Below are 14,845 nucleotides of genomic sequence, written 5' to 3' on the forward strand. Positions count from 1 at the left end.
GGCGTCCTTCATTGCGGCTGCAGGCCGATGGCACGCGCGATGCCGCGGTACTGGTCGATGCTCTGCTGGTACGCCTTCTGGCTTTCCGCCAGCGATGCCGGACGGGATGCGGGCAGGTTCGCGGCATCCAGGCTGGCACGCACCGCCGGGTCGGCCAGCGTCTGCGCCAGCGCCTTGTGCAGGGCCTGCACGACCGGCTCGGCGGTGTCCTTCTTCACGAAGACACCGGCCCAGGTCGAGTAGTTGAAGCCGCGCAGCGCCTTGCTTTCATTGACGCTCGGCACGGACCTGACCGCGTCGAGCCGCGTCGGCGACAGCACCGCCAGCATCCTGACCTGGCCGGTGCGCATGCGCTCGATGTCGGGCTTGCCGAACGGCGAGATAAAGATATCGACGATGCCGCCCACCAGGTCCTGGATCACGGGCGCGCCACCCTTGTAAGGCACGTGCGTCATCGGCGCGCCGATGGTCTGCGACAGGTGCGCCCCGAGCAGGTGGTAGAGCGACCCGATGCCGACGCTGGCATACGTCAGCGGCTTGCCCGCCCGTGCTGCCTGCGCGGCATGGGCCGCGAGCTCATCGACATCCTTCACCGGCAGGTCCTTGCGCGCCAGGATGGCCAGGTCGACCGCGCCGACCATGTGGACCAGCCGGAAGTCCTCGCTCTTGTACTTGATTGCCGCGTTCGCCAGCGGCGTCGTGATCAGTTCGCCGGGGCCGGCCTGCAGCAACAGGTGCCCGTCGGCCGGCGCATGCAGGACCTTCTGCGCGGCGATCGCGCCGCCGGCGCCGCCCAGGTTCTCGACGATGACCGGCTGGCCGAACTGCCGCCCCAGCGGCGCATTGAGGTTGCGGGCGACCACGTCCGACAGCCCTCCCGCCGGGAACGGCACCAGCAGCGTGACGGGCCGGTCGGGGTAGGCGTGGGCCGGCGCCAGGCCCACGCACAGCAGGCCGGCCACCGCGCCGCGCAGCAGCCGGCGGGCAATGTTCTGGAATCGGATTCGGGTCATGGCAGTCTCCTCGGCGCCTTGCGTCGCTTCGTGTGGGTGTTGTGCGACGGATCGTATCGGCCAGCCCGCTATGTGTCCAATGCATTACTCGTCTAAAATTTATTCATAAAACTCATCCACAAGGCATCGATGCACCTCAAACACCTGCGGCACCTGCTCATGGTCGCGGACGTGGAATCGTTCAGCCGCGCCGCGCAACGGCTGCACCTGACCCAGTCGGCGCTGAGCCGCAGCATCCAGGCGCTGGAGGACGAGCTTGGCGGCAAGCTCATTGACCGCCATGGCCGGCGCAATGTGCTGACCCCGCTGGGCGAACTGATCGCCGAGCGGGCCCGGCGCATGCTGTTCGAGGAAGCCGAGCTGCACCGCAGCGTCGAACTGTTCCACCGCCATCACCTCGGCGCCATCCGCGTCGGGCTGGGCGCTGGCCCCGGCGCGGTGCTGATGACGCCGTTCCTGCGCCACATGGCCATGCACCACCCCGGCATACAGGTGGCGGTGTCGCTCGGCACTTCCGACGCGCTGATGATCCAGCTGCGCCAGCGCACGCTGGACGCGGTCATCGTGGAGGTCACCAGCGTGGCGCCGGCCACCGACCTGCGCCACGAATTGCTGGCGCAGCTGCAGGGCCGCTTCATCTGCCGCGCGGGCCATCCGCTGCTGCTGCAGGCCGCCGCCGGCGAGGCCGTGACCTTCGACGATGTCATGCGCTATCCGCTGGCGTCGGCACCGCTGAGCCCGGAAGTCGCGCGCGGGCTGGTCAAGCGCTTCGGCCCGCGCGCCGATCCCGAGCATTGCCTGAGCCTGCGCTGCGAGAACGTGCGCAGCCTGGTCGAGGCCGTGCTGGTCTCGGACGCGATCCTGTTCAGCATCGTCGCGGCCGTGCGGACGGAAATCGCCGAGGGGAAGCTGTGCGAACTGGCGACCACGCCCGCGGTCGACGACGGCCCCCGCTACGCTTTCTTCACGCTGGCGGGCCGGACCGAGGCGCCGAGCATGGCGCTGTTCCGGCGTTTCGTGGACGAGCACCTGCACGACTGACCCCGGCACGCCGCCGGTGGCTTACCGCTGCCAAGTCAGGGCGCCAGCAACGCGGCGCGGCCGGCCGCCAGCACCTCGCGGCTCAGGCCGTCGAGCAGGCCGGACGCGGCGCGCGCGTATTGCCAGTGCAACGGCACATCCAGCGGCGTGCCCGGCACCAGCTCGACCAGCGAGCCGTCGCCGAGATGCTGCGCGATCAGCGACTGCGGATGCAGCCCCCAGCCCATGCCGGCCAGCGCCGCAGTCACGAAGGCCTGCGAGGAAGGCAGCATGTGCCTGGGCACATCAACATGCCGATGGCACAGCCGCCGCGCCCAGCGCACCTGCAGTTCATCCTTGGTGTTGAACAGCAGGCTGGGGGCCTTCGCCAGCGTGCCGGCTCCCACGCCGCCGGCAAAATGCTGCCGCACGAAGGCCGGGCTGGCTGCCGCCAGGTAGCGCATGGCCCCCAGCGGCTGGCTGTTGCAGCCTGCCGCCGGGCGCGCCGTCGCGGTCACGGCGGCCAGCACGGCGCCGCTGCGCAGCCACTCGGTGGTGTGATCCTGGTCGTCCACGGCGACTTCCATCAGTACGGGGCTGGCCGCGGCGAAGGCCGCAATGGCCGGCGCGGCCCAGGTCGCAAGGCTGTCGGCATTCACCGCGATCGGCAGCGCGACGCGTGCGATGCCCTCCGGCGCCAGCGCCGGCAGCGCCCCCTGCAGATCCTGCTCGAGCAGCCGCACGCGGTCGACGTGCTGGCACAGCCTGCGGCCCGTCTCCGTCGCGCGGCAAGGCTGGTCGCGCACCACCAGCGCGCAACCCAGCCGCTCCTCCAGCAGCCGGACGCGCTGGGAAATGGCCGACGGCGTGACATGAAGCGCGCGCGCGGCACGCTCGAAGCTGCCTTCGCGTATCACGGCGGCCAGTGCGGAGAGGGCCGAATAGTCCAGCATCGCCTTAAGTTTTCCTAAACCAGATAAAGGAAAGATAGTTTGTCTTCATCTGCGCGGCCAGGCAAGCTGCCCCCATGATGACGCCGCTCGCCACTTCCTCCCTCTCCTTGTCTGTCTGGCTCCAGGGTATGGCCCTCAGCCTGGGCCTGATCGTCGCGATCGGCGCCCAGAACGCCTTCGTGCTGCGCCAGGGCCTGCGCCGCGAGCATGTCGGCAGCGTGGTGCTGTTCTGCGCCGTCGCGGATGCCCTGCTGATCGCAGCGGGGGTCATGGGCATGGCCCGGGCGCTGGGCGAGAACCCCGGCCTGGCGCGCGCGCTGGCGCTGGCCGGCGCCGCGTTCCTGGCGCTATACGGTTGGCGAGCCCTGCAGCGCGCGCGCCAGTCGCACCAGCTGCGGGCGGGGGCAGGACAGGAGGGCCTCAGCCGCGGCGCCGCGCTGGCGCAGGCGGCTGCGTTCACGCTGCTCAATCCCCATGTCTATCTCGACACGGTGCTGCTGGTCGGCAGCATCGGCGCGCAGCAGCCGGCGGCGCTGCGCGGCTGGTTCGTGGCGGGCGCGAGTTCGGCCAGCCTGTTCTGGTTCGGGCTGCTGGGATTCGGGGCGCGCTGGCTGGCGCCGTGGTTCGCCCGGCCGTTGGCCTGGCGCGTGCTGGACGGGTTGATCGGCGTGACGATGTTCGTGCTGTCGGCACTGTTGCTGCATCACGCCGTTGCTGGAGTCTGAAGGTCATTCCCGCGGCAGCGGAAATGACCATGGGGGATGCGAAAGACGGCCGTCAGGCGATCCAGTCGCGGATCGATTGCGCCATCACGCCCGCCGAGATGCCATAGCGGTCGTGCAGCGTGGGCAGTGCGCCGGCATCGAGGAATGCGTCGGGCAACCCGACCTGCCGGAACGGCACCATGGTGCCCGCCTGCATCAGCGTGGCCGCGACCGCCTCGCCCAGGCCGCCGATCACCGTGTGGTTCTCGGCCACCACCACCAGGCGCCCTTGCCGCTTCGCTTCGCGCACGATGGTTTCGGTATCGAGCGGCTTGATGGTCGGCACGTGCAGCACCGCCACGCCGATGCGGTCCTTCTCCAGCGCCTTGGCCACCTCCAGCGCTCGCATGGTCATGATGCCCGACGAGATCACCAGCACCTCGGCGCCATCGCGCAGCAGCTTTGCCTTGCCGAGCTCGAACTTGTAGTCGTACTCGTCCAGCACCACCGGCACGTTGCCGCGCAGCAGGCGCGCGTACACCGGGCCGTTGTGCGCGGCAATGGCCGGCACCATCTGCTCGATGTCGATCGCGTCGCACGGGTCGATCACGGTCATGTTGGGCATGGCGCGCATCAGCGCCAGGTCCTCGGCGGCCTGGTGGCTGGGGCCGTAGCCGGTGGTCAGCCCGGGCAGCGCACAGACGATCTTCACGTCGAGGTTGTCCTCGGCGATGGTCTGGTGCATGAAGTCGTAGGCGCGGCGCGTGGCGAATACCGCGTAGGTGGTGACGAAGGGCTGTGCCCCTTCATGCGCGAAGCCGGCGGCGGCACCCATCAGCAACTGTTCGGCCATGCCCATCTGGTAGTAGCGCTCGGGGAACGCCTGCGCAAAGATATGCAGGTCGGTGTACTTGCCCAGGTCGGCGGTCATGCCGATCACGTCCTGCTTCTGGCGCCCCAGTTCCACCAGCGCGTGGCCGAATGGCGCGGATCGGGTGGCCTGTCCTTCGCCGGCGATGGAGGCGATCATGGCCGAGGTCTTCAGCTTAGGCTTGGTGTTGGTGTTGGTGTTGGTGTTGGTGCTGGCGGTGGCGATGGTATTGCTCATGCTTGTCTCCCGGCTTCCAGGGCCTGCAGTGCGAGTTGCCATTCGTGGGCATCCACGCGGATAAAGTGGTTCTTCTCGCGCTGCTCGAGGAACGGCACGCCGCACCCCATGCGCGTATCGCAGATGATCATGCGCGGCTGCGCGCCGCTATGTTCGCGCGCCGCACGGAAGGCGGCAGCCACGGCGTCGATGTCGTTGCCGTCGACGCGCTGCGTGAACCAGCCGAATGCTTCCAGCTTCGGCACCAGCGGCTCGAACGCCATGACCTGCGTGGACGGGCCGTCGGCCTGCTGGTTGTTGACGTCGACGATCGCGATCAGGTTATCCAGCTTCCAGTGCGCGGCGGACAGGATGCCCTCCCAGATCGCGCCCTCGTCCAGCTCGCCGTCGGAGAACAGCGTGTAGATGAAGTTGCCGGAGCCCTTGCGCCTGAGGCCGAGGCAGCGGCCCACGGCGATGGTCAGGCCCTGCCCCAGCGAGCCGCCGGACATTTCCATGCCGGGCGTGTAGCTGGCCATGCCTGACATCGGCAGGCGGCTGTCGTCGCTGCCATAGGTCTCCAGCTCTTCGGCGGGCAGGATGCCGGCCTCAAGCAGCGCCGCGTACAGCGCGATGGCGTAGTGGCCGTTGGACAGCAGGAAGCGGTCGCGCCCTTCCCATTCGGGATCTTCGGGGCGGTAGCGCATGGCGTCGAAGTAGGCCACGGCGAGCACGTCGGCGATATCGAGCGCCTGGCCGATATAGCCCTGGCCCTGGACTTCGCCCATCAGCAAGGCGTTGCGGCGGATGCGGTAGGCGCGTTCCCGCAAGGACACTGCCTTGTCGGTGGTTGCTTGTTGCATGGTGTCTCCAGCAATCGGTTCGATCAGAGTTTCAGAAATTCGGCAAAGAGGGGGTGTCAGCGGTTCACGGACCTGGCGGGGACCAGGAGCACCAGCATCGCGCCGAAGACAACCGTGCCCGAGATGAACATCAGGCCGGCGGTGGACTTCCCGGTCAGGTCGTTCAGCCAGCCCACGATGGCGGGCGAGAAGAAGCCAGCCAGGTTGGCCACGCAGTTGACCGCGGCGATGCCCGCTGCGGCCGACATGCCGCCCAGCAGCGCGGTAGGCAACGCCCAGAACTGCGACGACGAGGCCAGGATGCCGGCGGCGGCGATGCACAGGCATACCAGCGATGCACTGACACTGCCCAGCAGCGGCAAGGTGGCAAACCCGGTGGCGGCGACCACCATCGGCACGATCAGGTGGAAGCGGCGCTCGCGGCGGCGGTCGGCGCTCATGCCCACCAGCGGCAGCGCCACGATCGCGCACAGATACGGCAGCGCGGTGTAGATGCCCACCCACAGCGGATCGGCGACGCCGGCCTTGCGGATGATGGTCGGCAGCCAGAAGGTCAGCCCGTACTGGCCCAGCACCACGCAGAAGTAGATCGCTGCCATCAGCCACAGGCGGCGGTCCGCCATGAACGAGCGGATCGACATGTGTTCCATCTTGTGCACGTTGTCGCCCTCGATATTGCGCTTGAGCAGGGCCTTCTCGGCGTCAGTCAGCCAGTGCGCGTGGTCGATGCCGTTGTCGAGGTAGAACAGGATGGCCACGCCCAGGCACAGCGAAGGCAGCGCTTCGATCAGGAACAGCCACTTCCAGCCGGCCAGGTCGCCCACGCCGTGGAAGGCATGCATGATCCAGCCCGACAGCGGCCCGCCCACGATGCCGGCCAGCGGGATCGCCATGAAGAACATCGACAATGCCTTGGCACGCCGCTCGGAGGGGAACCAGTACGTCATGTACAGGATCACGCCCGGCGCGAAGCCGGCCTCCGCCACGCCCAGCAGAAAGCGCAGCACGTAGAACTGGGTTGGCGTGGTGACAAAGGCGAAGCACGCCGAGATCACCGCCCAGGTCAGCATGATGCGCGCCAGCCAGCGCTTGGCGCCGACCCGGTGCAGGATCACGTTGCTCGGCACTTCGAAGAGGAAGTAGCCGAGGAAGAAGATGCCGGCGCCAAGGCCGTAGATGGTTTCGCTGAACTGCAGGTCGCTCAGCATCTGCAGCTTGGCAAAGCCGACATTGACCCGGTCCAGGTAGGCGCCCAGATAGCAGAGCATCAGGAACGGGATCAGCCGCTTCACCACCTTGGCGTAGGTGCGGGTCTCGAAGGTGGCGGAATCGGCGTGCAGCGTCGCTTCGCCGCCGATGGGCGAAGCCGCGTATTTGGTCTTCATCGGTTGTCTCCTGCCTGGTGGCGCCGCGCTGCGGTGCCCCGGCTGTTGAAGGCTGCGCCTCTGTCGGGCGGCTTCACTTGAATTTAGTGGATCAGCATGCCGCCGTTGACGTCCAGCGTGATGCCGGTCAGGTAGGCGGACATGTCGCTCGCCAGGAACACGCAGGCGTTGGCCACGTCGGCCGCGTTGCCCAGCCGGCCCAGCGGGATGCCCTTGATGATGTCGGCGCGCATCTCGGGAGTGAGCTTGTCGCCGGTGATGTCGGTCTGGATCAGGCCCGGCGTGATCGAATTGACGCGGATGCTGTCGGGCCCGAACTCGCGCGCCATGGCGCGCGCCAGGCCCAGCACGCCGGCCTTGGCGGCGCTGTAGTGCGGCCCGCCGAAGATGCCGCCGCCACGCTGCGCCGACACTGACGACATGCACACGATGCTGCCGCGCTTCTGCTCGCGCATCTGCGGCAGCACCGCCTGCGACATGTACAGCGTGCCGCGCAGGTTCACGTCAAGCACGGCGTCGTAGTCGGTCGCCTGGATATCGAGCGTGCGCACCGGCTGGGTGATGCCGGCGTTATTGACGAGCGCGTCGATGCGACCGTAGCGCTGCAGCACGGTCTGCGCCGCGCGTTCGCAGGCGGCCTTGTCGGTCACGTCGCAGGCCAGGCCCAGGTGGCGGTCACCCAGCTCACCGGCGGCAGCCTGCGCGTCTTCGAGGCGCAGGTCCAGGATCACCACGGTGGCACCCTGCGCGGCGAAGGCCCTGGCGGTGGCCCTGCCGATGCCGCGCGGCGAGGCGGCGCCGGTGATGATGACTACGTTGTTCTCGACCAGCATCTTTGTCTCCTTGCAATTGGACTTGGGATGTGTCGAGTTTTGTCGCTGGCGGCCTGACGATCAACGCGGTCTGCCTCAGCTATTGCTGAGAAATTTTCAAACATCGGCAGACGGTCGCCTCGAAGCGCGCCGTCTCGTTCACTTCATCGGCCGCGCATGTGGCATCGCGCGTTCAGCGCGGCGCCGGCAACTGGCGGTCGAGCCAGGCCAGGAAGCGCGCCACACGCGGCAAGCCGGCGTTCTGCGCCGGGCAGACCACGTGGTGGCTGCCCACCTCCAGCGCGTGGCTGTCGTCGAACACGGGCATCAGTGCGCCCTTGCGGATCTGCACCGATGCCAGCAGCGTGCTTTCCAGCGCCACGCCCAGGCCCAGTGCGGCGGTCTCCAGCGACATGTAGGAGCGGTCGAAGCTGAAGTCGAAGGTCTTGTGCGAAGCCCGCACGCCGAACCGCGCGAACCACTGTTGCCACTGCACCAGCGGCGTTTCGGAATAGATCAGCCGCTGCGCCAGCAGATCCTCGGGCGTACGGATCGGATGCTTTTCGAGATAGGCAGGAGAAGCCAGCGGCGCGATCGTCTCGCGCCGCAGCGTCTTCACCTGCAGGTCGCGCCAGTGCGCGTAGCCATGGCGGATATCGACATCGTAATAGCCGCTGGTGAACGATACGTCTTCATACGAGCACGACAGGTTGAGCTGGATATCGCCATTGTCGGCCTGGAACGATTCTAGCCGTGGCAGCAGCCACATCAGGCCGAAGCTCGGGCTCGAATGGACGCGCAGGATCTCGATATTGGCCGGGCTCGAGGCGCGTTCGGTAGCGCGGTTGAGATCGGCCAGCACGCCGGTGATATCGCGCAGGTACTGCTCGCCCACCGACGTCAGCGCCAGCCCGCGCCCTTGCCGGAAGAACAGCGGCTGGCCCAGGATCTCTTCCAGGTTGCTGAGCTGGTGGCTGACGGCGGAAGCGGTCAGGCCGAGTTCATCAGCGGCGCGGCTGACGCTCTTGGTCCTGGCGACGCTTTCGAAAGCGATGATGGCCTTTACCGGGGGAATCCGCATGGCATGTCGAGGGGATGGAGTCGCAGCGATTCTACTTGCCGCTATGCCGATCTCCTCCGTCATTCGTCGCGCATTGCGGCTGTGTTCCGGAACGCGCCGGCCGAAATGCCAAACGAAAACGAAAAAAACAAAATCGTACAGAAACGCTGAAGCCATCGGGGAATCCCCCTAGGCCTGCGGATCACATTGTTTAGAGTGCTTACTCTAAAATTGGGCGCGAATGATGCAACGCAGCACGCCGGGCGTCTCCTCCGACGCACTCCTCCGGTCGTGCGTTCACCCGCAAACCTGTCGTCGGGCACCATGCCCCGGCGGATCCAAGGAAACCATTGCATGCCCGATTTCGCGCCCGATCAGTTCCCTGCCAGTCACGGCAGCGGCTTCGCTGACTGCTTCGCCTACTCCAGCATCCTGTTTGCCGGCTTCCAGCGGATCGCCGAGCTGAACCTGCAGACCGCGCAGGCAGCCTTCGACGAAAGCCAGCAGCGGATGCAGGCGCTGCTGGCCAGCAGGGACCTGCGCAAGGTCCTCGACATGCAGAACGGCCTGACGCCCGTTGCCGCAGACAAGGCCTGCGCCTACACGCGGCAGCTGTATGAAATCGCGTCCGAAACGCAGGCCGGGCTTGCCCAGCTAGCGCAGGCCCGCTTCCAGCAAGCGGTCGAGCTTGCGCAATCCAGGCTGAGCCACGCCACCATGTCGCCAGTCGCAACGCGAGCCGCCGCATAAATCACGGCCGCCGGACGTACGATGCCGCATGCCGCTCCCTGCCGCGGCCGCGGCGCCGCGTCCGCGCGCAAGAGAGACATGTGCAATGAAGGTGCTGTTGATTGAATCCCACGCTTTGCTGCGGGTGGCGTTGCGCAGGACACTGGAAAACGTCGACGCCGTCGGCGAACTCGTTACCGCCGACCCGGCTGAACTCGCGGGGCACTGCGCTGCCGGCGAAGGCATCACATTGGTCGTGCTGGGGCTGCCGGACGATCCGGAGGCTGCATGGCAGCTGCTGTGCCAGGTCGGCAGGATGTGGCCCGCGGCGCGGCTGCTGGTACTTTGCGACATCGCGCCCCGGAACTGGGTCGATGACAAGGTCACGGCGGGCGTCGTGGGTTGCCTGCCGAAATCGGTGCAGCCCGATGTGCTGGAAGCAGCGATCCGGCTGGTCGGCAGCGGCTACCAGGTCAGCCTGAGGCCGTTCAGCCGGCGGGCGGCGCTGGAACCGGATATGGCACCGGATACTGCGCCGGCATCGCACGATGGCATGCGCCAAGGCAGCGCCGGACGAAACGCGGAGCGCCGCGCCAAAGGCGCCTTTACTGCAAACGACGACACGGTGGCCGACGTCCGTTCGCCCGGCGAGGCCCACGCGCTCGGCCTCACGCCGCGCCAGTACGGAATCCTCGTACTGCTCGCACGCGGCTATCCCGCCAAGACCATCAGCCGGCAGCTGAACGTTTCAGTGGCGACGGTCAAGTGCCATTGCAACGCCCTTTACAAGGCGCTCGGCGTCCGCAGCAAGGGCGAAGCCGTCCATGTGGCGCTGCAACGCGGTGCGCGTCTGGGACAGGCCCTGGCTCCCGGCCCTGGGCAACCGGCACCGAAGCCCGTGGCAAGCACAACCAAGCCGGTGCCGCGTGCGGCTGTCGCGGATCCGGAAGACTGCGCCGCGCTGTAGGGAGTGCAAAAGGAAAAGGACCCGCCGCAAGCGGCGGGTCCCCGGTGTCAGGCACGTTGCCTTAGTTCAGCGTCGCGCCCGCCTGCCTGACGATCCTCGCATGCTTGTCCAGCTCGCTGCGAAAGAACGGCACGGCCGCGTCGGCACCGGTGGCCGCCACGACCACGCCCTGCCCCGCCAGATGCTCCTGCACGTCGCGCTCCTGCAGCGTGGCCTGGATCTTCGACTGCAACGCCGACACGTTCGCCTTCGACAGGCCCGCCGGGCCCACGATCGCCAGCCAGGCATCGAAGCTGTAGCGCGGCAGGCCCGACTCCGCCAGCGTCGGCACGTCCGGCAGAGCCGGCACGCGCTGGGCGGTCGACACGGCGATGGCCTTCAGCTTGCCGGCCTTCAGCAGCGGCAGCACCGCCTGCACCGTCAGGAAGCCGACCTGCACCTGGCCGCCGACAAGGTCCGTAGTGTAGTTACCCGCGCCCTTGTAAGGTACATGCCGGATATCGACCTTCGCTTCGCTGGCAAACAGTTGCCCGGCCAGATGCAGCACCGTGCCGTTGCCCGACGAGCCATAGTTGAGCTCGCCCGGCTTCGACTTGAGCAGCGCGACCAGTTCGCGGGTGGTTTGCGCGTTGACGGCAGGATTGACGACCAGCACCAGCGGCAGCGTGCCGATCACCGTGATCGGCGTGATGTCCTTGAGCGAGTCATAGGGCAGGTTCTTGTAGATAAACGGGTTGATCACGTGGTTCGACGAGATCAGGCCCAGCGTCGAGCCGTCTTTCGGCGCCCTGACGATCTGCTGCGTACCCGGCACGCCGCCGGCACCGGCAATATTCTCGATCACCACCGACTGGCCCAGGTGCTTGCCCAGCGGCTGGCTCAGCGCACGCGCCACGGCGTCGGCCTGCGATCCCGGCTGGGTTGGCACGATCAGCCTGACCGGCCTGGTTTCCTGGGCGTTGACCGCGCCAGGCAGGCCGCCCAGCATGGCCAGTGTGGTGATACCCGCAAGCGCATGGCACGCCCGCCGAAACAGCGTTGTCCGCATTCCTTGTCTCCGTTTATTGAAATCGCACCGTGGGCGGTGGCCTTGGGTCGGAGTGTAGGGCTGCGTCGCTGCGCGGCAGAGTGCTAATCCGCTGGACCGGCTATCTCAGCCCGGCATAGCCTCCGTGGTGCCTGGCTGGAGCGCGCGGATCATGGCCGCGATCGCGCGCAGCCGCGGCTGCTTGTAGGGCGCGTAGATCAGCAGCTGCCGCTCGCGCCACGGCTCGTCGAGCGGCACGCGCACAAAGCCGCGCGTGCCGGCATAGGCAGCGCCGGCACTGGCCGGCAGCACGGCGATGCCCAGGCCGGCCTCGACCATGCGGCATGCGGCTTCGAAGCTTGACACCGTCACGCTCTGGTTGAACGGCAGGCGCAGGTTCGCCGCCTGTTCGCGCAGCTCCTGGTCGAGCGCGCCGCCGGGCTGCACCACCACCAGCGGATGCTCCAGCACTTCGGCATAGCGGATGCGCTTGCGCCGCGCCAGCCGGTGCGACGACGGCAGCACGACATTGAGCGGATCGCTGGCGAACGGCCACGACTCCAGCCCAGCAGGCGTCTTGGCCGCGACGCCGATGCCGATGTCGACGCGGTCATCGAGGCAGGCGCGGATCGATTCGGCAGTGGAACGTTCGTACAGCGCGATCTCGACCAGCGGATGCGCCGCCTTGAACGCATGCAGCCGCTCCGGCAGGAAGCCGATGATGGCCGACGGACTGGCCGACACGCGCACCACGCCGGCCACCTGGTCGCCGAGATCCTGCACTTCGCGCGCGAAGCTGGCGATGTCCTCATTGAGCTTGCGGCCCAGTTCGAGCGCGCGGGCGCCAGCATCGGTCAGCACCACGCCGGCGGGCGAACGCACGAACAGCACCACCCCAAGGCTGCGCTCCAGTTCGGCGATGCGCCGGCTAGCGCCGACTGCGCAATGTGTTCGGTCTCCGCCGCGCGCTTGATCGAGCCTTCGCGTGCCGCGGCCAGGAACAGCTGGATATTGACGGGGTCGATGCGGTGCATGGTCTTCAGGATGCCGGCGGCGAGCCGCGTGTCGCCGAATACTAACGCCTGCGCACAGGCCTGCCGCATGCACCACGCCGAACACATGGGTTAACCCTGATATGCCACCCGCAGATAGCAGACATGCCGGATCAGCGCTTCGTGCCGGCGCGATGCAGCCAGTAAAGTGCCGCCAATATGCCACTGGAGACCCGCATGAGCGCCCAAGATTTCGCAGGCCGCATCCTGTTCCTCGCCGACTCGGCGGACGCCATGGCGCGCCAGCTGCAAGGCGAGGCCCTCACGCCTGAGCAAGCCGGGCCCCTGCGCGACGACGTGTCCACCGACGAGATCACGCCGGTGCCGATCCTGACGCACTATGACGACAAGCTCGGCCGCTACCCCTATACCGGCTACAAGGTCGGCGGCACCTGCCCGGTCGCGCCCGGCGCGATCCGCGAGGGCGGCTTCTCGGTGACGGTCGCGGGCAACCGCTACGGCAAGGGATCGTCGCGCGAGCATAGCCCGGCGGCAGAAAAGCTCGCCGGCATCCGGCTGGTGATCGCGCGCAGCTTCGAGCGCATCTACCGACAGAACGCCGACAACATCGGCCTGTTCACCTCGACCGACTTCGGCCTGCTAGCGCGCCTGCAGGCCGGCGAGCCGATCGCCGCGCAAGCGCTGGTGGCCGGGCGCGACGCGCTGGCCGCCGCCATCCTGCTGAGCGGCGGGCTGCTGAAGTTCGGCCGGCAATACCTGGGCAAGGTCGAACCGGCCGCCGCGACGCCGCCCGCGGCACCGCAAACCCTCTTTGAGAAGATCGTCCACCGCCACCTGCTGGCGACGCCCGTGATGCCGATATCCCTGGCGGGCCCGCAACCGGGCGACGGCATCTTCGTGCGCGCGGACTGGCGCTTTATCCACGAGTACTACACCGGCATGTGCGCCCACATGCTGCACGCCACGTTTGGCAGGCCGCTGCGGCTTGAGGATCCCGAGCGCATCGTGGTATTCGAGGACCATACCTCCTACGTCAATGAAAGCCCCGCGCATGTGCGTGGCGGGCTGGTCGACAACATTGCCCGGATGTGCGCGGCACAGCGGGAGTTCGTCGACGCCTACCAGCTGCGTTGCCACCGCACGCTCACAGAGGAAGCGTCCCGCACCGACGACGGCAGCCACGCCGCCGGCATCTCGCACGCGATGATGGCCGAGCGCTATGCACTGCCGGGACAGGTCGTGGTGGGCACCGACTCGCACACCCCCCATAGCGGCGCGCTGGGCTGCGTGGCCTTCGGCGTCGGCACGACCGACATGGCCAATGCGTTCGTGACGGGTGCGGTGCGCATGACCATGCCCGAGGGCATCCGCGTCGCGCTCCACGGGGCACTTGCGCCTGGCGTCACGGCCAAGGATGTGGTGCTGCACCTGCTGGCGCAGGCCGGGATCAAGGCAGGCGCCGGGGTCGGCAAGGTGTTCGAGTTCACCGGTCCCGTCGTGCGCGCGATGTCCATCGACGAACGCGCCACGCTGACCAATATGTGCGCCGAGTTGGGCGGTTTCACCGGCATCGTCGCGCCGGATGCGCAGACGGTGCGCTTCCTCAGGGAGCGCCGGGGCATCGATTTCGTGATCGAGCCGTGGATGCGCAGCGATGACGATGCCGCCTTCGCAGCCACCATCGAACTGGACTGCAGCACGCTCGGCCCGATGGTGGCCCGCCCCGGCGACCCCGGCAACGGCTTGCCGCTGGCCGCGCTGGACGGGCGCGTGCGCGTGGATATCGCCTACGGCGGCTCCTGCACTGCCGGCAAGCGCGAGGACTTCGACCTGTACCACGAGGTGCTGCACTGGGCGGTGCAGCGCGGCCTGCGGCTGCCGCCGCATGTCACGCTCTACCTGCAGTTCGGCACCACCGACGTCCGGGACTACTGCATCCGCCAGGGCTACATGGAAACGTTCCATGCGGTCGGCGCGCGCATCCTGCAGCCATCGTGCGGGGCGTGCGCCAACTGCGGCCCGGGTTCGTCGGAACGGGCCGGGCAAGTGACAGTGAGTTCGATCAACCGGAATTTCCCCGGGCGCTCGGGTCCCGGGCAGGTGTGGCTGGCCAGCCCGCCCACCGTGGCTGCCAGTGCGATGGCCGGCGAGCTGGTGTCATTCCATGACTTGCAGCGGCGCCATGGGTAAGCCCGCCGGGCCGGCGAGGTAG

13 protein-coding genes and 1 pseudogene are annotated in these 14,845 nt (G+C 67.8%); 5 read left to right on the forward strand and 9 right to left on the reverse strand.

What is annotated here, in order from left to right; genetic code table 11:
- Window positions 1–8: 8 nt before the first annotated feature.
- Window positions 9–1,013 (reverse strand): Bug family tripartite tricarboxylate transporter substrate binding protein, encoded by a 1,005-nt coding sequence (locus ACAD63_RS29595; protein WP_135703748.1) that lies wholly within the window; start codon window positions 1,011–1,013, stop codon window positions 9–11.
- 129 nt (window positions 1,014–1,142) lie between these two features.
- Between ACAD63_RS29595 and ACAD63_RS29600 the strand changes: the two genes are divergently transcribed.
- Window positions 1,143–2,054, forward strand: coding sequence for a LysR family transcriptional regulator (locus ACAD63_RS29600; protein ID WP_133095284.1), 912 nt, complete (start codon window positions 1,143–1,145; stop codon window positions 2,052–2,054).
- A gap of 35 nt (window positions 2,055–2,089) precedes the next feature.
- On the opposite strand, the gene ACAD63_RS29605 is transcribed toward ACAD63_RS29600, so the two are convergent.
- On the reverse strand, window positions 2,090–2,986 hold the full coding sequence (locus tag ACAD63_RS29605) for a LysR family transcriptional regulator ArgP (protein ID WP_434034186.1): 897 nt from the start codon (window positions 2,984–2,986) through the stop codon (window positions 2,090–2,092).
- Between the two features lie 74 nt (window positions 2,987–3,060).
- Here ACAD63_RS29605 and ACAD63_RS29610 point away from each other — a divergent pair, with 74 nt between their 5' ends.
- Window positions 3,061–3,711, forward strand: a complete 651-nt coding sequence (locus ACAD63_RS29610; RefSeq protein ID WP_135703746.1) for a LysE/ArgO family amino acid transporter — start codon at window positions 3,061–3,063, stop codon at window positions 3,709–3,711.
- Window positions 3,712–3,763: 52 nt separating this feature from the next.
- Here ACAD63_RS29610 and ACAD63_RS29615 read toward each other — a convergent pair whose 3' ends face one another.
- The 5 genes from ACAD63_RS29615 to ACAD63_RS29635 form a co-directional block, all read right to left on the reverse strand.
- Window positions 3,764–4,798 carry a transketolase family protein gene (locus ACAD63_RS29615; protein WP_434034187.1) on the reverse strand — a complete coding sequence of 345 codons (1,035 nt, stop codon included), beginning with the start codon at window positions 4,796–4,798 and terminating at the stop codon, window positions 3,764–3,766.
- On the reverse strand, window positions 4,795–5,640 hold the full coding sequence (locus tag ACAD63_RS29620) for a transketolase (RefSeq protein WP_135703744.1): 846 nt from the start codon (window positions 5,638–5,640) through the stop codon (window positions 4,795–4,797). Before ACAD63_RS29620 ends, ACAD63_RS29615 begins: the two co-directional genes overlap by 4 nt.
- 56 nt (window positions 5,641–5,696) lie before the next feature.
- Window positions 5,697–7,025 carry an MFS transporter gene (locus ACAD63_RS29625; RefSeq protein WP_135703743.1) on the reverse strand — a complete coding sequence of 443 codons (1,329 nt, stop codon included), beginning with the start codon at window positions 7,023–7,025 and terminating at the stop codon, window positions 5,697–5,699.
- 83 nt (window positions 7,026–7,108) lie between these two features.
- The gene (locus tag ACAD63_RS29630) at window positions 7,109–7,858 is read right to left on the reverse strand and encodes an SDR family NAD(P)-dependent oxidoreductase (RefSeq protein WP_133095290.1); all 750 of its coding nucleotides are present in this window, start codon (window positions 7,856–7,858) and stop codon (window positions 7,109–7,111) included.
- Window positions 7,859–8,030: 172 nt separating this feature from the next.
- A complete protein-coding gene (locus ACAD63_RS29635) occupies window positions 8,031–8,918 on the reverse strand; it encodes a LysR substrate-binding domain-containing protein (RefSeq protein WP_195431496.1) in 888 nt (295 codons plus the stop codon).
- A 333-nt stretch (window positions 8,919–9,251) separates the two neighbouring features.
- On the opposite strand from ACAD63_RS29635, the gene phaP reads away from it, so the two are divergent.
- Window positions 9,252–9,647: a TIGR01841 family phasin gene (gene phaP / locus ACAD63_RS29640; RefSeq protein WP_167884564.1), complete on the forward strand. Its 396-nt coding sequence runs from the start codon at window positions 9,252–9,254 to the stop codon at window positions 9,645–9,647.
- Between the two features lie 85 nt (window positions 9,648–9,732).
- On the forward strand, window positions 9,733–10,593 hold the full coding sequence (locus ACAD63_RS29645; RefSeq protein ID WP_434034188.1) for a response regulator transcription factor: 861 nt from the start codon (window positions 9,733–9,735) through the stop codon (window positions 10,591–10,593).
- Window positions 10,594–10,654: 61 nt separating this feature from the next.
- Here ACAD63_RS29645 and ACAD63_RS29650 read toward each other — a convergent pair whose 3' ends face one another.
- Together ACAD63_RS29650 and ACAD63_RS29655 are read right to left on the reverse strand one after the other, a co-directional pair.
- A complete protein-coding gene (locus tag ACAD63_RS29650; RefSeq protein WP_434034189.1) occupies window positions 10,655–11,641 on the reverse strand; it encodes a Bug family tripartite tricarboxylate transporter substrate binding protein in 987 nt (328 codons plus the stop codon).
- 105 nt (window positions 11,642–11,746) lie between these two features.
- Window positions 11,747–12,654, reverse strand: a pseudogene (locus ACAD63_RS29655) (LysR family transcriptional regulator).
- Between the two features lie 195 nt (window positions 12,655–12,849).
- Between ACAD63_RS29655 and ACAD63_RS29660 the strand changes: the two are divergent.
- Window positions 12,850–14,823 carry an aconitase family protein gene (locus tag ACAD63_RS29660; protein WP_434034190.1) on the forward strand — a complete coding sequence of 658 codons (1,974 nt, stop codon included), beginning with the start codon at window positions 12,850–12,852 and terminating at the stop codon, window positions 14,821–14,823.
- Window positions 14,824–14,845: the final 22 nt, after the last annotated feature.

The organism is Cupriavidus sp. a3 (assembly GCF_051015765.1).
GTDB classification, from domain to species: Bacteria; Pseudomonadota; Gammaproteobacteria; order Burkholderiales; family Burkholderiaceae; genus Cupriavidus; species Cupriavidus oxalaticus_A.